Source organism: Sphingopyxis sp. (assembly GCF_036675685.1).
GTDB lineage: Bacteria > Pseudomonadota > Alphaproteobacteria > Sphingomonadales > Sphingomonadaceae > Sphingopyxis.
In genome coordinates, this window is the sequence record NZ_JAKFEM010000008.1 from 47,774 (window position 1) to 64,786 (window position 17,013).

General features: G+C 65.0%; 16 protein-coding genes. 7 read left to right on the plus strand and 9 right to left on the minus strand.

The window, feature by feature from the left end; translation table 11 throughout:
* From V6M50_RS04605 to V6M50_RS04645, 9 genes are all read right to left on the minus strand, one after another.
* Positions 1-786 carry a CmcJ/NvfI family oxidoreductase gene (locus V6M50_RS04605; RefSeq protein WP_332817372.1) on the minus strand — a complete coding sequence of 262 codons (786 nt, stop codon included), beginning with the start codon at positions 784-786 and terminating at the stop codon, positions 1-3.
* On the minus strand, positions 783-1,772 hold the full coding sequence (locus tag V6M50_RS04610) for an aldo/keto reductase (protein WP_332817373.1): 990 nt from the start codon (positions 1,770-1,772) through the stop codon (positions 783-785). The genes V6M50_RS04605 and V6M50_RS04610 overlap by 4 nt, the downstream gene beginning before the upstream one ends.
* Positions 1,769-2,938, minus strand: coding sequence for a 4-hydroxybenzoate 3-monooxygenase (pobA, locus tag V6M50_RS04615; protein ID WP_332817374.1), 1,170 nt, complete (start codon positions 2,936-2,938; stop codon positions 1,769-1,771). The genes V6M50_RS04610 and pobA overlap by 4 nt, the downstream gene beginning before the upstream one ends.
* Before the next feature lie 3 nt (positions 2,939-2,941).
* A complete protein-coding gene (locus V6M50_RS04620; protein ID WP_332817375.1) occupies positions 2,942-3,877 on the minus strand; it encodes a Gfo/Idh/MocA family oxidoreductase in 936 nt (311 codons plus the stop codon).
* A 44-nt stretch (positions 3,878-3,921) separates the two neighbouring features.
* Positions 3,922-4,773: a class III extradiol dioxygenase subunit beta gene (locus tag V6M50_RS04625; RefSeq protein WP_332817376.1), complete on the minus strand. Its 852-nt coding sequence runs from the start codon at positions 4,771-4,773 to the stop codon at positions 3,922-3,924.
* A gap of 1 nt (position 4,774) precedes the next feature.
* Complete coding sequence (gene ligA, locus V6M50_RS04630; RefSeq protein ID WP_332817377.1) at positions 4,775-5,203, minus strand: protocatechuate 4,5-dioxygenase subunit alpha; 429 nt, start codon at positions 5,201-5,203, stop codon at positions 4,775-4,777.
* A complete protein-coding gene (locus tag V6M50_RS04635) occupies positions 5,200-6,219 on the minus strand; it encodes an amidohydrolase family protein (RefSeq protein WP_332817378.1) in 1,020 nt (339 codons plus the stop codon). The genes ligA and V6M50_RS04635 overlap by 4 nt, the downstream gene beginning before the upstream one ends.
* Positions 6,216-7,040: an NAD(P)-dependent oxidoreductase gene (locus tag V6M50_RS04640; RefSeq protein WP_332817388.1), complete on the minus strand. Its 825-nt coding sequence runs from the start codon at positions 7,038-7,040 to the stop codon at positions 6,216-6,218. The genes V6M50_RS04635 and V6M50_RS04640 overlap by 4 nt, the downstream gene beginning before the upstream one ends.
* Before the next feature lie 80 nt (positions 7,041-7,120).
* Complete coding sequence (locus V6M50_RS04645; protein WP_332817379.1) at positions 7,121-8,287, minus strand: LysR substrate-binding domain-containing protein; 1,167 nt, start codon at positions 8,285-8,287, stop codon at positions 7,121-7,123.
* A 124-nt stretch (positions 8,288-8,411) separates the two neighbouring features.
* Here V6M50_RS04645 and ligK point away from each other — a divergent pair, with 124 nt between their 5' ends.
* Genes ligK through V6M50_RS04680 form a run of 7 tightly spaced genes read left to right on the plus strand, consistent with a single transcriptional unit; the run spans position 8,412 to position 16,226 of the window.
* Complete coding sequence (gene ligK, locus V6M50_RS04650; protein WP_332817380.1) at positions 8,412-9,086, plus strand: 4-carboxy-4-hydroxy-2-oxoadipate aldolase/oxaloacetate decarboxylase; 675 nt, start codon at positions 8,412-8,414, stop codon at positions 9,084-9,086.
* Between the two features lie 54 nt (positions 9,087-9,140).
* Positions 9,141-10,193 (plus strand): 4-oxalomesaconate tautomerase, encoded by a 1,053-nt coding sequence (locus V6M50_RS04655; protein WP_332817381.1) that lies wholly within the window; start codon positions 9,141-9,143, stop codon positions 10,191-10,193.
* Complete coding sequence (locus tag V6M50_RS04660; protein WP_332817382.1) at positions 10,190-11,083, plus strand: amidohydrolase family protein; 894 nt, start codon at positions 10,190-10,192, stop codon at positions 11,081-11,083. Before V6M50_RS04655 ends, V6M50_RS04660 begins: the two co-directional genes overlap by 4 nt.
* Positions 11,084-11,089: 6 nt before the next feature.
* Positions 11,090-11,557 carry a formate dehydrogenase subunit gamma gene (locus V6M50_RS04665; RefSeq protein ID WP_332817383.1) on the plus strand — a complete coding sequence of 156 codons (468 nt, stop codon included), beginning with the start codon at positions 11,090-11,092 and terminating at the stop codon, positions 11,555-11,557.
* On the plus strand, positions 11,554-13,128 hold the full coding sequence (locus V6M50_RS04670) for an NADH-ubiquinone oxidoreductase-F iron-sulfur binding region domain-containing protein (RefSeq protein WP_332817384.1): 1,575 nt from the start codon (positions 11,554-11,556) through the stop codon (positions 13,126-13,128). The genes V6M50_RS04665 and V6M50_RS04670 overlap by 4 nt, the downstream gene beginning before the upstream one ends.
* A 4-nt stretch (positions 13,129-13,132) precedes the next feature.
* The gene (gene fdhF / locus V6M50_RS04675) at positions 13,133-15,979 is read left to right on the plus strand and encodes a formate dehydrogenase subunit alpha (protein WP_332817385.1); all 2,847 of its coding nucleotides are present in this window, start codon (positions 13,133-13,135) and stop codon (positions 15,977-15,979) included.
* A 10-nt stretch (positions 15,980-15,989) separates the two neighbouring features.
* A complete protein-coding gene (locus tag V6M50_RS04680) occupies positions 15,990-16,226 on the plus strand; it encodes a formate dehydrogenase subunit delta (RefSeq protein WP_332817386.1) in 237 nt (78 codons plus the stop codon).
* Positions 16,227-17,013: the final 787 nt, after the last annotated feature.

The window sequence follows — 17,013 nt, forward strand, 5'->3', positions numbered from 1 at the left end:
TCAGGCGTACCAATAGGCGACCGCGCGCATCTCGATGCTCGCGCGGGGATGGCAATCGGCGGGGGCGAGCGGGTTGTCGAAGGCGACGTGCGGGACGGGATTCATGGCCTGCGAATCGCTGGTCTTGAAGATGATCGCCTCGTCGCGCGTCATCTCGGGAAACCAGTGCCAGCGGTGGGCGGGACTGGCCGCGAGCAGCCAGCTTTCAAAGCCCCATTCGGGCTTGCCCGGTTCGTCGAACAGCGCATCGGCGATCATCAGGTCGTCGGCAGCGACGCTGGTCGCGTCGCACAGCGCCAGCGGGACATCCTGCGGCGCCCCGGAAAAGCTGCGCCAGACATTATACTGGGCATAGCGGCGCAGCGACTTGCCGTCGGGGACGCTCCGCGCGGCAAGGCCCGCGGCGGTGTCCGCCGTGACATCGACATGCGCGAAGCGCGCCGGCATCGAATTGTTGAGCCGGCCCGCCTGCCGCGATTTCTCGCCAAAGCGCAGGATGCCGGGGCCCGTGACGAACACCGCGTCGGCGCCGGTCTGGCCGAGCAGCAGCTCGACAATTTCGGCGGGGTGCTGCGCGGCCACTGCGTCGCGGTCCTCGAAACTCGCAACATCGCTGCGATGCGCGACGAGGCAAAATCCTTCGCGATCGAGCGATGTCGGTGCGTCGCGGCCGCTGGAAATCATACGGTCCTGCCCGTCGATGACGACCGTGTCGCGTGCATGGTCGTTGGCGTAATAGCGCTGGCGAAAATCGGTCCGCGCGGCGTAATTGATGACCGCTTTCATGGATAATCCTCCGTGTCGATGGTTGGGCGCACGGCGTCGGGATAGCGATGCCCCGACACCGTCTGCTGGTTCACCAGCGCGTCGATTTCCGCCGCGACCTCAGCGGGGATATGCCAGTCCCGCCGGGCAAAATTTTCCTCGAGATGCGCGAGCTGCGCGGTGCCCGGAATGGCGTGGACATGATCGCCCCGCGCCCGCACCCACGCCAGACAAAGCTGCGCCGGGGTGACCGCCTGCTCTTCTGCCAACCGGTCGAAGCCATCGACCAGCCGCAAATTGCACGGCCAGTTTTCGCCGTCGAAGCGCGGCATCCTGCGCCGCAGGTCGGTTTCGGTCAGCGTCTGCGGATCGCGCAACCCACCTGCGAACACCCCGCGCGCAAGCGGTGAAAAAGCAACGAACGCGATGCCCAGCTCGCGGCACGTATCGAGCACGCCGAGTTCCGGGTTGCGGGTCCACGGCGAATATTCGGTCTGCACGGCGGCGAGCGGATGGACCGCATGCGCGGCGCGGACATGCGCCGCCGACCATTCGGATACGCCGATGCCGCCGATCTTTCCGGCAGTCACCAGATCCGCCATCGCCCCGATCATCTCGGCGACCGGCACCTTCGGGTCGAAGCGGTGGAGATAGTAAAGATCGACATGGTCGGTCTGCAGCCGCCGCAGCGAAGCGTCGATCGCCGGCCGGATCGCGTCCGGCGAACAATCGACGCCGCGGCGTGCGCCGTCGACGACGATCCCCATCTTGGTTGCGAGAAAAAATTCGTGGCGCCGACGCGCCAGCGCCTTGCCGATCAATTCCTCATTATGGCCGGCGCCATAGATATTGGCGGTGTCGAGATGGTCATGGCCAAGGTCGAGTGCCCGGTGAAGCAGCGCCATCGCGTCGGCTTCGGACGGCGGGGTGCCATAGGCCCAACTGAGCGACATGCAGCCAAGGCCGACCGACTGGACCGTCCGGCCACCCAGCGTCCGCGCGCTCACAGTGGCAACCCGACGTAATTTTCGGCAATCGCCGTCTGCGCCGCGCGCGATGAGGCGATATAGTCGAGCTCGGCCATCTGCATCTGTCGTTCGAACGGGCCGTCGTCGGGGAAGCGGTGCATAAGCTTGGTCAGCGACCAGCTGAACCGTTCGGCTTTCCACACCCGCGCCAGCGCCTTCGCCGAATAACCGCCGACGCCGTCATGGTCGCCGCGGCGAAAATGGCGGGCGAGCGCGTCGGACAGGTAGGACACGTCGGATGCGGCAAGATTGAGCCCCTTGGCGCCCGTCGGCGGCACGATATGCGCCGCATCGCCGGCGAGGAACAGGCTGCCATATCGCATCGGTTCGAACACATAAGAGCGCAGCGGCGCAATACTCTTTTCGATCGCCGGGCCGCGCGTGATGCGCGCCGCAGCGTCGGGGCCGAGACGGATCGCCAACTCGTCCCACAGCCGGTCGTCGGACCAGTCCTCGACCTTTTCGGTCAGCGGCACATCGATATAATAGCGGCTACGCGATTTCGATCGCATCGACGCGAGCGCGAAACCGCGCGCATGATTGGCGTAGATCAATTCGTCGTGGCAAGGCGGGACGTCGGCCAATATGCCCAGCCAGCCGAACGGATAGACGCGCTCATATTCGCGCGCCGCCGACGCGGGGATCGCGCGGCGCGAGGGGCCGTGATAACCGTCGCAGCCGACGATGAAGCGCGCATCGATCCGCCGTTCGCCGCCATCCCTGGTAAAGCTGATATACGGTGCGTCGCCGTCGATGGCGTGGAGCGCGACACCCTCTGCTTCATAGATGATTTCCAGCCCACGAGCGGGGGCGGCCTCCATCAGGTCGCGGGTCACTTCGGTCTGGCCATAGACGGTGACATGCTTGCCGGTGAGGCCGAAGGTGTCGATGCGGATCAATCGTTCGCCGTCGGCAAGGCAAAACCCCTCTTCGAGCAGGCCCTCGCGGCGAAGCCGCTCGTCGATCCCCAGCCGTTCGAGGAGGTCGGTCGTCGTCCGTTCGAGGACGCCGGCACGGATACGGCCGAGCACATAATCGGCCGACGCCCGTTCGACGATGACGCAATCCACCCCCTCGGCGCGCAGCAAGTGGCCGAGCAGCAGTCCGGCTGGGCCGGCACCGATAATGGCAACCTGCGTCTTCACCGATCAGAACTGTTGCTCGAGATCGTGCAGCACTTTGTAGCAGGGCAGCACCTGCGCGACCGAGCTGTTCGGTTCGCGCCCCTCGCGGATCGCGGCAATGAATTCGCGGTCCTGCAATTCGATGCCGTTCATGCTGACATCGACGTGGCTGACGTCGATCACTTCCTCCTTGCCGGTCACCAGATCGTCGTAGCGCGCGAGATAGGTGGCGGTGTCGCCGATATAGCGGAAGAAGGTGCCGAGCGGCCCGTCGTTGTTGAAGCTCAGCGACAGGGTGCAGATCGCGCCCGACGCGGCCTTCAGCTGGATCGACATGTCCATCGCGATGCCGAGATCGGGATGATGTGGCCCCTCGATCGCATTGGCCTTGACGATCGGCCCCGCCTGCCAGGCGAACAGGTCGACGGTATGCGCGGCATGGTGCCACAGCAGATGGTCGGTCCAGCTGCGCGCCTCACCCTTGGCGTTCATATTCTTGCGGCGGAAGAAATAGGTCTGGACATCCATCTGCTGGATATTGAACTCGCCCGCCACGATCCTGTTGTGGACATATTGGTGCGACGGGTTGAACCGCCGCGTATGGCCGACCATGCAGACGAGCCCGGTTTCCTGCTGTTTTGTCAGCACCGCCTCGGCATCGGCCCAGCTGTCGGCCAGCGGGATTTCGACCTGGACATGCTTGCCCGCGTCCATGCAGGCGATCGCCTGCGCCGCGTGCATCTGGGTCGGGGTGCACAGGATCACCGCATCGACATCGTCGCGCGCCAACGCATCCGCCAGTTCGGTCGAACTGTGCCGTGCGCCATATTTTGCGGCGACTGCGGCCGCCTGTTCGGCGGTGCGGCTGATGATCGAGACGATCTCCACCCCGTCGATCAGCTTCAGTCCGTCGAGATGTTTCTCGCCAAAGGCGCCGGCACCGGCAAGGGCAATCCGCATGTCATTCTCCATTATCGCGCCGGCGACCGCCGCGCCGTTCGGCTTCAGAGTTTTTCGGCGGGTTCCAGGACGATATGGCCGATCGCCGTGTTGCTGCACGGGATATGATAATGGCGATGCAGGCAGCGGGTCTTCGCTCCCAGCGCGCCGCGCATCACCAGCCACATCACCATCTCGATGCCCTCGCTGCCCGTTTCGCGCAGATATTCGATGTGCGGGATATGCCGCGCCGCGTCGCTGTCACCGACCAGCGCGTCGAGAAACCGATTGTCCCATTCGCGATTGAGCAGCCCGGCGCGCGGGCCCTGCAACTGGTGGCTCATACCCCCGGTGCCCCAGATCTGGACGTTCAGATCTTCCGGGAAACTTTCGACCGCGCGGGCGATCGCCTCACCCAGCGCCCAGCAGCGGTTGCCCGACGGCACCGGATAGGTGACGACATTGACCGCGAGCGGCACGACTTTCACCGGCCATTTGTCGGGGGTGCCGAACATCATCGACAAGGGCACGGTCAGGCCGTGATCGACGTCCATCTCGTTGATGATCGTCATGTCGAAATCATCGAGGATCAGGCTTTGTGCGATGTGCCAGGCGAGGTCGGCGTGGCCCTCGACATCGGGAACCTGTCGCGGTCCCCAACCTTCGTCGGCGGACTTGTAGCGTTCGCCGCAACCGATCGCGAAAGTCGGGATGATCTTCATGTCGAAGGCGGAGGCATGGTCGTTATAGACGAGGATCACGACATCGGGCTTGGCCGTGTTGCGCTCCCATTCGCGGGTCCATTCATAGCCCGCAAAGATCGGACCGAAATAATCGTCCCCGGTCTTCCCCTGATCGACCGCTACACCCAGCAGCGGCACATGGCTGGAGCCGACACCGGCGGTTAAACGTGCCATTTCAATCTGCTCCTTTTTTGCCGGCGGCCCGGTTGGCCTTGATCGAGCGGTTGCCTTCGACCGAACGCCCGCCCTTCAGCATCATCTCGCGATATTCGGGAAAGCTCATATCGGTCATCGTCGACACCGCCTCGGCAAAGCTCAGCCCATCGGTCGAAAAGACCTTGGCGAGGAAATAGACATTGCCGCCAAGATCGAGGCAGCGATTATAATCGCGTGCCAATATCGCGGCCTTCTGCTCGTCAGACATCGGCCATTCTTCAAGATAGGCGCGCTCATCGGCCTTCCAGCGCTCGCGATTTTCGGGCGTCATCAGGCTCATCGCGAACTGGTTCAGCCAATATCCGCGGCGCGCGCGCGCTGCAGTGAACACACGCGTGCCCGGAATATCGTCCAGTTCCGCGAGATAGTCGTGGATATTCTGCGTCACCGGCCCTGCTCCTTCAACCGCGCGTCGAGCCGCGGGAAAACCCGGCGTGCATTGCCTTCGAAAATCATGTGGCGTGCGTCGTCTTCGATATCGAGCGCATCGACATAGCGCTTGGTGTCGTCGAAATAATGGCCCGTCGTCGGATCGATACCGCGCACCGCACCGACCATTTCCGACCCGAACAGGATATTCTTGTTGTCGATGACATCGGCCAGAAGGTCGATCCCGGGCTGGTGATAGACACAGGTGTCGAAGAAGATGTTGTTCATCAGATGCGCGTCGAGCCCGGGCTTTTTCAGCATGTCGGCGAGCCCGCGGTAGCGCCCCCAATGATAGGGAACCGCACCGCCGCCGTGTGGAATGATGAAGCGCAATGTCGGGAAATCGCCGAACAGATCGCCTTCGAGCAGCTGCATGAAGGCGATGGTATCGGCGGCGATATAATAGCCGCCGGTCGCGTGCATCGCCGGATTGCAGCTGCCCGAGACATGGATCATCGCCGGGACGTCGAGCTCGACCATCTTCTCGTAAAAGGGATACCAGCTACGGTCGGTGAGCGGCGGATGGGTGAAATAGCCGCCGCCGGGATCGGGGTTGAGGTTGCAGCCGATAAAGCCCAGTTCGACGACGCAACGCTCGAGCTCGGCGATGCTCGCGCTCATATCGGCCTTGGGCGATTGCGGCAGCATGCACACCCCGGCAAAGGTTTCGGGAAACAGATCGACGACGCGCGCGATCAGATTGTTGCAGCGATACGCCCATTCGGTCGCGACGCCCTCGTCGCCGACATGCGGCGCCATCGCAGAGGCGCGCGGCGAAAAGATCGTCATGTCGGCGCCGCGTTCCTTGATCAGGCGCAGCTGGTTGGCCTCGATCGTCTCGCGGATCTCGGCGTCGGAAATCGCGGGATAGGGCGGCGGCGCGACGCCCGCCTTATATGCCGCCTTCTGCTCCTCGCGCCAGGCGTCGTGGGCCGTGGGCAGCACCGTATAATGCCCATGACAATCGATAATCATTGTCCTGCGTTCCTCACCTTCGCCAACTTGGCTTCAAGTCCTGCGGGGGGGGCGGCGATGCCAAGCCCACCAAGCTGCGCCTGACGCGCCACCGTCCCGCGCGTCATCAGCGGCTCGATACCGAGCGCCGCCAGCGTCTTGACCACTTCCGCCATCTCGGCGGCCCGCCGCCCGCCATGGACGAGCATCCGGTCGATCCGGTAGTCCGCCCCGGTCGCCCAGTCGCCCTCGAAGCTGCCCAGCACCTCGTCGGTCACACCGGCGCACTCGCAGGCGATCAGGCATTCGGCGGTCAGCGCCTCGACGCCCTTGACCATCACCGAGCGCAGCATCTTGATCGTCGAGGCGCGCCCGACATCGTCGCCTACGATCCGCAGATTGGTGAAACCGAGCGCGGCCAATACCGCCCCTCCCGTTTCGGCGTCCGGCCCCGACAGCAGCAAGGGCGTCGCCAGCCGCGACGGATTGACCGGCGCCATCACCGCCACATCGATATAGACCGCGCCCGCCGCGCCGATCGCTGCAGCCGCCGCGCGCTTGGTGCCGGGGGCGACCGAATTCATGTCGAAGAAAAAGGTGCCGGGCGCGATCAGCGCCGCAGCATCCTGCGCGACCGACAACGCGTTATCGGCGGTTACGACGCTGATGACAGAGGGCGTTCCGGCCAGCGCGTCGGCAAGCGAAGCACATCCTCGTACCGCGGCCGCGTCGAAGTCGACCGGGCGAATGTCAAAGGCGCGTGCGTCGTCCTCCCAGCCCGCCGCGCGGGCAAAGGTCGAACCAGCCTCTCCAAAGCCGATCAGGGTCAGCGTCTGCGTCATTGCCTTCATCGTGCCGACCCGGCGGCGGCGCGACCAATCGGAAGCAAGGGCATCCTATAAGTTTTAGCTAATTTTTTTGCCTATCCCGCAATCCGCGCCGCCGATTCCAGATGGCGCAGGAAGGACGCCTGCATCGCCGTCGGCCGCCACATTGCGCGGTGTGTCACGCCGATGTCGCGCACAAAGTCGGCAGGCAGTTCGGCCACGACCTCCAGCCAGCCGGCCTCCAGCTCGACCGCCACCTGATCGGGCGACAGGAGCGTCAGGAAATCGCTGTCGATCATGATCTGGCGGATCATCATGACCGAACCGCAGGCGATCGGAACCGCGGGGTGCGCGATGCCCGCCGCGTCGAAAAGCCGCGCCCATTGCGCGCGCAGCGGCGTGCCCACCTCGGGAACGATCCAGGAATATTCTGCCAGCAAGGGCAAGAGCGCCCCCCAGTCCCGGGTCGCCGCCGCTTCCAGCACCGGATGTCCGGGCCGGCCCAGAACGACCGGATGATCGCTGAACAGCGAATGCTGGTCGAGTTCGTCGCCGGGCGCCAGTGCGCGCAGCGCGCCAATCATCACATCGATCGACCCGTCGCGCAGCGGCTCGACCAGCTCGTGCCACGCGCCTTCCATTACGCTGATCCGCGCATCGGGATATTCGCGATAGAAAGCCGCAATCGCCGCTGGCAGGACGCGGGCACGCGACAATGGCATCGCGCCGATCGCGATCCGTCCCGTTTCGGCGCCCTTCAGCGCCTCGATTTCGGCGAACCCCGCCGCGAATTCGGAGCGCGCCAGACGAAAGGCACGCAGCGTCTTGCGTCCGCTGTCGGTAAAGGCAAGGCCGCGCCCCCGCCGTTCGACCATGCTGCGCCGCAGGACGAGCGCGAGATCGCCAACCGCGCGGTGCAGCGACGGCTGGGATAATCCGGTGAGCGCGGCGGCGGCGGCATAGCTGCCCGCCTCGCCCAGTGCGAGCAACGCCCGCAGCTGCGTCATCGTCACCCGATTGCTGCCGACATAGGCGAGCGCGGCATCGATGCGCGCGGACAATTGCCGCGCCGCAGCGGTCGGCTCCATCCCGTCGGGCCGCCGCTCGAACAGCGGCAGGCCGAGCAGCTTTTCGAGCCGCACCACCGCCTGGGTGATCGCCGGCTGGGTGATGCTGACCGCCTGCGCGGCCGACGAGACGCTGCCCAGTCGCGTGACGGCGGACAGCGCCCGCAGATGCCGAAGATTGAGCTGCCAGAGCATAGGAGCGATGAATTAGCATGACCTTATACCGGTTTCAAACTTCCGAATGTCTTTTGCGGGACGGGTTTCCTAGACACGTCCGATCAGCTGTCCCCGATGACGGGGCTTGCTTCGGGAGAGGCCTATGAGCGGTATCGTCGTCCAGAATATCGAACGCGCCGAAGCAGGTGTCATCGCGGCGCTCGAACGTTGCGGCGTGTCGACAGTGCACGAGGCGCAGGGGCGAACGGGGCTGCTCGCCAGCTATATGCGCCCGATCTATGCGGGTGCGCGTATTGCGGGCAGCGCGGTCACCATTTCGGCCCCGCCCGGCGACAACTGGATGGTGCATGTCGCGATCGAACAGCTGCAGGCTGGCGACATATTGGTCATCGCTCCAACCAGTCCTTGCGAGGACGGTTATTTCGGCGACCTGCTCGCGACCTCGGCGCAGGCGCGCGGCTGCAAGGGGCTGGTCATCAACGCCGGCATTCGCGACGTGCGCGACCTTACCGACATGCAGTTCCCCGTCTGGTCGAAGGCGGTGTTTGCGCAGGGGACCATCAAGGCGTCGCTGGGCTCGGTGAACGTCCCTGTCGTCTGCGCCGGCGCGCCGATCGCCGCGGGCGACGTGATCGTTGCCGATGACGACGGCGTCGTCGTCGTGCCGCGCGAAAAAGCCGCCGAGGTGGCGAAAGCTGCCGAAGCCCGCGAAGCGAACGAGGCCGACAAGCGCGCGCGCCTTGCCGCCGGCGAACTGGGTCTCGACATGTACAGGATGCGCGAGAAGCTTGCCGAAATGGGGCTTCGATATGTCTGACCGGCCCCTTCAGCAAAAGCGGGCACCGGTTTTGCGCCCGGAAGGGGCCGCGACATGACGGCCATCCGCTGCATGTGGATGCGCGGCGGAACGTCGAAGGGCGGCTATTTCCTGAAGGACGACCTGCCGGCCGATGCTGCGGCGCGCGACGCGTTGCTGCTGCGCATCATGGGCTCGCCCGACCCGGTGCAGATCGACGGCATGGGGGGCGCCGACCCGCTGACCAGCAAGGTTGCGACGATAGCCAGATCGGCGCGCGCGGGAGTCGACGTCGACTATCTTTTCCTGCAGGTTTTCGTCGACCAGGCGATTGTCAGCGACGCGCAGAATTGCGGCAATATTCTTGCCGGTGTCGGCCCTTTCTCGATCGAGCGCGGCCTCGTTGCCGCGACCGGCGACGAAACGCGCGTCACCATCTTCATGGAAAATACCGGGCAGGTTGCGGTCGCGACGGTCGCGACGCCCGGCGGGCGGGTGACCTATGACGGCACGGCGCGGATCGACGGGGTGCCCGGTGCCCACGCGCCGGTCCCGATCGAATTCCGCGACACGGCGGGGTCGTCATGCGGCGCGCTGCTGCCCACCGGGCGGGCGGTCGAGACGGTCGATGGCGTCCCCGTCACGCTGATCGACAATGGCATGCCCTGCGTCGTGATGAAGGCGACCGACGTTGGCATCACCGGCTATGAGGACCGCGAAAGCCTCGACGCCAATGCCGCGCTGAAGGCGCGGATCGAAGCGATCCGGCTCGCGGTCGGCGAACGCATGAATCTGGGCGATGTGCGCGAGAAATCGGTGCCGAAGATGATGCTTGTCGCCCCGCCGCGTCATGGCGGCGCGGTGACCGTCCGTAGCTTCATCCCGCACCGCGCCCATGCTACGATCGGCGTGCTCGGCGCCGTGAGTGTCGCGACCGCCTGCCTGATCGAGGGATCGCCGGCCGCGGAGGTCGCAGCGGTGCCACCGGGCGCGCGCAAGACGCTGTCGGTCGAACATCCGACCGGTGAGATGAGCTGCATCCTCGACCTCGATGACGATGGCGCGGTGCAATCGGCAGCGCTGCTGCGTACCGCGCGCAAACTGATGGACGGAGTGGTTTTCGGATGACTCTTCGACAGGCTCAGAGCGATCGGGAGCGGATAACAAGCTGGCACGGCAACCCGTCGAAGCCGCGCTACACTCCGCCGCCCGGCGCGATCGACGCCCACTGCCATGTCTTTGGGCCGATGGCGCAATTCCCGTTCAGCGCGAAGGCCAAATATCTGCCCGAAGATGCGGGCGCCGGAGCGCTGTTCGCGCTGCGCGACCATCTCGGTTTCGCGCGCAACGTCATCGTCCAGGCCAGCTGCCACGGCACCGACAATGCCGCGACGCTTTACGCCATTGCGGCGTCGAAGGGCCGGGCGCGCGGCGTTGCCGTGGTCGATCCCGCGATCGACGAAGCCGCGCTGCACGCGCTACACGACGGCGGCATCCGCGGCATCCGCTTCAATTTCCTGAAACGGCTGGTCGACGACGCTCCGAAAGACAGGTTCCTCGACGTCGCGCGGCGCCTTCCCGCGGGCTGGCACGTCGTCGTCTATTTCGAGGCCGGCATATTGGAGGAGCTTCGCCCCTTTCTCGACGCCATCCCGGTGCCGCTGGTCATCGACCATATGGGCCGCCCCGACGTGTCGCAGGGCCCTGACGGCCCCGACATGCGCGCCTTTCGCCGCCTGCTCGATGCGCGCGACGACATCTGGTTCAAGGCGACCTGCCCCGACCGGCTCGATGCGACGAACGATCCATGGGACGATTTCGCACGCGCGGTCCGCCCGCTGGTCGAGGATTATCCCGGCCGCGTGCTGTGGGGCACCGACTGGCCGCACCCCAACATGCAGGACAATGTTCCCGACGACGGCCATCTGGTCGACATGATCCCGCGCATCGCGGCGACCGCGGACTTGCAACGGCGGATGCTGGTCGATAATCCGATGCGCCTATATTGGGCGGACTGACCACCGATGCGACGGGAAGAAGCAAAGACCCTGATTGACGATATGGTGCGCAACGAGGGTGCCGGTCGCGACCGGCTGTTGCCGCTGCTGCACGCCGTGCAGGACGAGGCAGGATATATCGATGACGCGCTTGTCCCGGCGATCGCCGCTGCACTGAACCTCAGCCGGGCCGACGTGCATGGCGTCCTCACCTTTTACCATGACTATCGCCGCAAGCCCGCCGGGCGCCATATCGTGAAGCTATGCCGTGCCGAAAGCTGTCAGGCCCGCGGCGGCGCGGCGATGGAGGCGGCGGCCGCCGCGCGGCTGGGCGTCGCGATGGGCGAGACCCGCGGCGACGGGCAAGTGACGCTCGAACCCGTCTATTGTCTCGGCCTCTGCGCCATCGGTCCCAATGCGCTGGTGGATGGCCGCCCCGTGGCGCGCATCGACGCGGCGGCGCTCGACCGCATCGCGATCGAGGTCGCGGCATGACGCGCGTCTTCATCAGCCGCGACATGGCGTCGGTCGCGCTCGGTGCCGACGATGTCGCGCGCGATTTCGTTGACACGGGTTGCGAGGTCGTGCGCACCGGATCGCGCGGATTGTTCAGCATCGAGCCGCTGGTCGAGGTCGAAACGGCCGAAGGGCGGATCGGCTATGGCCCCGTCGCATGCGGTGATGTGACGCGGATCCTGGACGGCACGCATCCCGGCCGGCTGGGCGATGTCGGCGCGCTGCCCTTCTTCGCCGCCCAACAACGCTTCACCTTTGCCCGCTGCGGAATCGTCGATCCGCTGAGCCTTGCCGACTACGCCGCGCACGGCGGCTGGACCGGTCTCGACATCGCGCGCGCCGCCGAGCCGCAGGCGGTCGTCGATACGGTCAAGGCGAGCGGGCTACGAGGGCGCGGCGGCGCGGGCTTTCCCACGGGCATCAAATGGCAGACGGTGCTCGATGCGCCGGGCGCGCCCAAATATATCGTGTGCAACGCCGACGAGGGCGACAGCGGTACCTTTGCCGACCGGATGCTGATGGAAGGCGATCCCTATTGCCTGATCGAAGGCATGGCGATCGCCGCGCACGCGGCCGGAGCGATCCATGGTTATATCTATATCCGCAGCGAATATCCGTTCGCGATCCGGACGATGCGCGAAGCGATCGCGCTGTCCGCCGGCCGGATCGCGCCGTTCGTGCTCGAAGTGCGCGCCGGCGCCGGCGCCTATGTCTGCGGCGAGGAAACCGCGCTCCTCGACAGCATCGAGGGCAAGCGCGGACAGGTGCGCCCCAAGCCGCCGCTGCCGGCGCTTTCGGGCCTGTTCGGCAAGCCGACAGTCATCAACAATGTATTGAGCCTCGCCGCCGTGCCCTTCATCCTGGCCGAGGGCGCCGAAGCCTATGCCGATGTCGGCTTCGGTCGCTCGCGCGGAACGATGCCGATCCAGCTTGCCGGCAACGTGAAACATGGCGGCCTGTTCGAGGTCGGCTTTGGTATCACGCTCGGCGAGCTGGTGAACAACGTCGGAGGCGGCACGGCGAGCGGCCGACCGGTGCGCGCGGTGCAGGTCGGCGGCCCGCTTGGCGCTTATTTTCCGCCGTCGATGTTCGACCTGCCGTTCGATTATGAAGCTTTCACGGCTGCCGGCGGGCTGATCGGCCATGCGGGGATCACCATCTTCGACGACAGCGTCGACATGGCGCACATGGCGCGCTTCGCGATGGAATTCTGCGCGGTCGAAAGCTGTGGCAAATGTACGCCGTGCCGCATAGGATCGACGCGCGGGGTCGAGATCATGGATCGGATCATGGATGCACGAGGGGGGATATCCTCGATGCAGGAGCGCCTTGCCGGGCCACTGGGCAAGGCGCTCCACTCGCGCAGCCCCGATCGCATCGACGTCGGCATCGACGCACAGACCGCGCTGCTGCGCGATCTGTGCGACACGATGAAATATGGCTCGCTCTGCGCGCTCGGCGGATTCACGCCCTATCCGGTGCTGAGCGCGCTCGACCATTTTCCCGAAGATTTTGGCGCCCCTGCGCCGGTCGTCGAAGCAGCGGAGTAAGGACATGGGCTTCATCCGCGAAACCGACCATGGCACGCCCCCCGCGCTGGCGACGGGCCGCAATGTCACGCTGACAATCGACGGCGAGCAGGTAACGCTTCCCGAAGGCACGTCGATCATGCGCGCTGCCTCGTTGAGCGGCAGGTCGATCCCGAAGCTTTGCGCGACCGACAACCTCGAAAGCTTCGGCTCGTGCCGCCTCTGCCTTGTCGAAATCGAGGGCCGCGCCGGTTATCCCGCATCGTGCACGACCCCGATCGCCGAGGGCATGGTCGTGCGCACCCAGACCGATCGGCTGAAACAACTGCGCCGCGGGGTGATGGAGCTCTATATCTCCGATCATCCGCTCGATTGCCTGACCTGCGCCGCGAACAGCGACTGCGAACTGCAGGATCAGGCGGGCACGGTCGGACTGCGCGAGGTGCGCTACGGCTATGACGGCGCGACCAACATGGGGCAGCCCAAGGACCAGTCGAACCCCTATTTCGATTTCGATCCGTCGAAGTGCATCGCCTGTTCGCGGTGCGTGCGGGCATGCGACGAAGTTCAGGGCACCTTCGCGCTCACCATCGAGGGTATGGGGTTCAACTCGAAGGTCGCCGCGTCACAGAATGACGCCTTCCTCGCCTCGGAATGCGTTTCGTGCGGCGCGTGCGTGCAGGCCTGCCCGACGGCGAGCCTGATCGAAAAGAAAGTGGTCGAGGTCGGAACGCCCGACCGCGCCGTCGTCACGACCTGCGCCTATTGCGGCGTCGGCTGCACCTTCCGCGCCGAAATGCGCGGGCAAGAGCTGGTCCGCATGGTGCCGTGGAAGGACGGCAAGGCCAATCGCGGACACAGCTGCGTCAAGGGACGCTTCGCCTGGGGCTACGCCCAGCATCAAGACCGTATTCTGGGTCCGATGATCCGCGCGAGCGTGACCGAGCCGTGGCGCGAGGTGAGCTGGGACGAAGCGATCGCCCACACCGCGAGCGAGTTCCGCCGCATCCAGATGCAATATGGAACGCGCGCGGTCGGCGGGATTACGTCGAGCCGCTGCACCAACGAGGAGACCTTCCTCGTCCAGAAGCTGATCCGGCAGGGCTTCGGCAACAACAATGTCGATACCTGCGCGCGTGTCTGTCATTCGCCGACCGGTTACGGACTGAAGACCACGTTCGGAACCTCGGCGGGGACGCAGGATTTCGACAGCGTGATGCAGTCGGACGTCATTTTCGTCATCGGCGCCAATCCGACCGACGGGCACCCGGTGTTCGCCAGCCGGATGAAGAAGCGGCTCCGCCAGGGCGCCAAGCTGATCGTCGTCGACCCGCGCCGCATCGACCTCGTCAAATCGCCGCATGTCGAGGCCGAGCATCATCTGCCGCTGCGTCCGGGCACGAATGTCGCGGTGCTGACCGCGATGGCGCACGTCATCGTGACCGAAAAGCTTTACGACGAGGCGTTCATCCGCGCACGGTGCGATTGGGACGAGTTTCAGGACTGGGCCGATTTCGTCTCGGAGGCGGCGCGCTCGCCCGAGGCGATCGAGCCGCTGACCGGTGTGCCTGCCGGCGATCTGCGCGCTGCCGCGCGCCTCTATGCAACCGGCGGCAATGCGGCAATCTATTATGGCCTGGGCGTCACCGAGCACAGCCAGGGCAGTTCGACCGTGATGGCGATCGCCAACCTTGCCATGGCCACCGGCAATGTCGGCCGCGAGGGCGTTGGGGTGAACCCGCTGCGCGGTCAGAACAATGTTCAGGGCGCGTGCGACATGGGCAGCTTCCCGCACGAGTTTTCGGGCTATCGCCATGTGTCGGACGACGACGCACGTGCGATGTTCGAGAGCGCCTGGGGTGTAAAGCTCGACCGCGAGCCCGGCCTTCGTATTCCCAACATGCTCGACGCCGCGACCGACGGCAGCTTCAAGGGCATCTTCATCCAGGGCGAGGATATTCTCCAGTCCGACCCCAATACCCACCATGTCGCGGCGGGCCTCGCCGCGATGGAATGCGTCGTCGTGCAGGACCTTTTCCTCAACGAGACCGCCAACTACGCGCATGTCTTCCTGCCCGGCTCGACCTTCCTCGAGAAGGACGGAACCTTCACCAACGCCGAGCGCCGCATCCAGCGCGTCCGCAAGGTGATGGCGCCCTTGAACGGTTACGCCGACTGGGAGATCGTCCAGCTCGTCGCCAACGCGATGGGGCTCAACTGGAGCTATGGCCATCCGTCGGAGATTATGGACGAGATCGCCGCGCTCACCCCCACCTTCGCGGGCGTCCATTACGACCGGCTCGATGAAGAAGGCTCGCTGCAATGGCCCGCGAACGACGCGGCGCCCGATGGCACCCCGACGATGCACATCGACGGCTTCGTGCGCGGCAAGGGCAAGTTTGTCGTCACCGACTATGTGCCGACCGACGAGAAGACCGGGCCGCGCTTCCCGCTGCTCCTGACGACGGGCCGCATCCTCAGCCATTACAACGTCGGCGCGCAGACGCGGCGCACCGCGAACACCGCGTGGCACCTGGAGGATCGGTTGGAAATCCATCCCAGCGACGCCGAGAACCGCGGCATCAAGGATGGCGACTGGGTGAGCCTGCGCAGCCGCGCCGGCGAGACGACGCTGCGCGCGTTGATCACGGAACGCGTCGCGCCGGGCGTGGTCTATACCACCTTCCACCACCCCGACACGCAGGCGAATGTCATCACCACCGACTATTCGGACTGGGCCACCAACTGCCCCGAATATAAGGTGACGGCGGTGCAGGTCGGCCTGTCGAACGGCCCTTCCGACTGGCAGGAAGACTATGCCGATCATACGCGGCAGAGCCGCCGTATCGCGCCGGTCGAAGCGGCGGAATGAAGGGCGCGCCATGACCGACGAAACTGGCATGATGTCGACCGGCGAGCGCCTGATCTATATGGCGAACCAGATTGCCCGCAATCTGGCCGCGGAAGGCTCCGAGCAGGCCGCGGCGATGGTCGCCGACCATATTTGCCATTTCTGGGATCCCGAAATGCGGCGCCGCATCCTGCTGCTGGCGCAGGAGTCGCCCGATGCCCTGTCACCCATCGCGGCCGCCGCGATCGGTCGGATTGCGGCGGTTTGAGCGGCGGAGTCGTGTCGTCGCATCATACGACCTGACCATCGGTCGGTCCCCGAGTCGGCCAGCTTCGTTGCGGGGCTGAGTCGGTGGCGGCGTCAGTTCGGCGAATTCCAGACGATATATTTCTTAATCGGATCGACGCGGACGCGTTCGCATATGCCATGGATCGGGAGCATCCGGCACCGGGTGCGATCGTCGTGCTGCGCCTGTTGCGTTACAGCACAACCGGCAGATTCATCGGGTCAGGCATCGCGGAAGTGGTGTCCAAACGGCTCCAAATCTGTCGTGAGTTGTCCAAATAACTCACTTCTGGAAGCGGAAATACCGACATAGGAACAGCCTCGAAGAGCGGCGGAAAACTGCCGGAAACGCGAGGTTTTGATGGGTTTGCGACTGGTAGCGGAGGTCCGTAGCGGTCGTAACGCCGACGAAGGTAGTGCCCGCTTTTCCTACACGTTTGGCGGTTGGGCTGAGTAGAATTCGCGAAGCTCCGAACAGGTTTCAAAGCAGCCTCATTTCTGGTGGCGTAAGCCTTCCCATAGGCGAGTTCCGTCCGCCTGGGTGCCATCAAGGTCAAAGTTCGTCATGATTGCATCTTACCTCTTCCCTCTGGAACATAGCGGAAACACGATGTGCGTGAAGCACGATTATTAACCTCTGCGAACGCTTAGGGTCAGGACCCATTGATTTGCGGAGATGGCTGTGATTCAGGCGACCACGAAGGAGCCTGAATTTGAGCGATTTATTCTGGCTGACGGACGAGCAGATGGCGCGTCTTCAGCCCTATTTT

Excerpts from the sequence above, each read along its gene's own strand:
- V6M50_RS04605 (WP_332817372.1), bottom strand. The coding sequence starts at position 786 with ATGAAAGCGGTCATCAATTACGCCGCGCGGACCGATTTTCGCCAGCGC.
- V6M50_RS04620 (WP_332817375.1), bottom strand. The coding sequence starts at position 3,877 with ATGCGGATTGCCCTTGCCGGTGCCGGCGCCTTTGGCGAGAAACATCTC.
- V6M50_RS04625 (WP_332817376.1), bottom strand. The coding sequence starts at position 4,773 with ATGGCACGTTTAACCGCCGGTGTCGGCTCCAGCCATGTGCCGCTGCTG.
- V6M50_RS04635 (WP_332817378.1), bottom strand. The coding sequence starts at position 6,219 with ATGATTATCGATTGTCATGGGCATTATACGGTGCTGCCCACGGCCCAC.
- V6M50_RS04640 (WP_332817388.1), bottom strand. The coding sequence starts at position 7,040 with ATGACGCAGACGCTGACCCTGATCGGCTTTGGAGAGGCTGGTTCGACC.
- V6M50_RS04645 (WP_332817379.1), bottom strand. The coding sequence starts at position 8,287 with ATGCTCTGGCAGCTCAATCTTCGGCATCTGCGGGCGCTGTCCGCCGTC.
- ligK (WP_332817380.1), top strand. The coding sequence starts at position 8,412 with ATGAGCGGTATCGTCGTCCAGAATATCGAACGCGCCGAAGCAGGTGTC.
- V6M50_RS04655 (WP_332817381.1), top strand. The coding sequence starts at position 9,141 with ATGACGGCCATCCGCTGCATGTGGATGCGCGGCGGAACGTCGAAGGGC.
- V6M50_RS04660 (WP_332817382.1), top strand. The coding sequence starts at position 10,190 with ATGACTCTTCGACAGGCTCAGAGCGATCGGGAGCGGATAACAAGCTGG.
- V6M50_RS04665 (WP_332817383.1), top strand. The coding sequence starts at position 11,090 with ATGCGACGGGAAGAAGCAAAGACCCTGATTGACGATATGGTGCGCAAC.
- V6M50_RS04670 (WP_332817384.1), top strand. The coding sequence starts at position 11,554 with ATGACGCGCGTCTTCATCAGCCGCGACATGGCGTCGGTCGCGCTCGGT.
- fdhF (WP_332817385.1), top strand. The coding sequence starts at position 13,133 with ATGGGCTTCATCCGCGAAACCGACCATGGCACGCCCCCCGCGCTGGCG.
- V6M50_RS04680 (WP_332817386.1), top strand. The coding sequence starts at position 15,990 with ATGACCGACGAAACTGGCATGATGTCGACCGGCGAGCGCCTGATCTAT.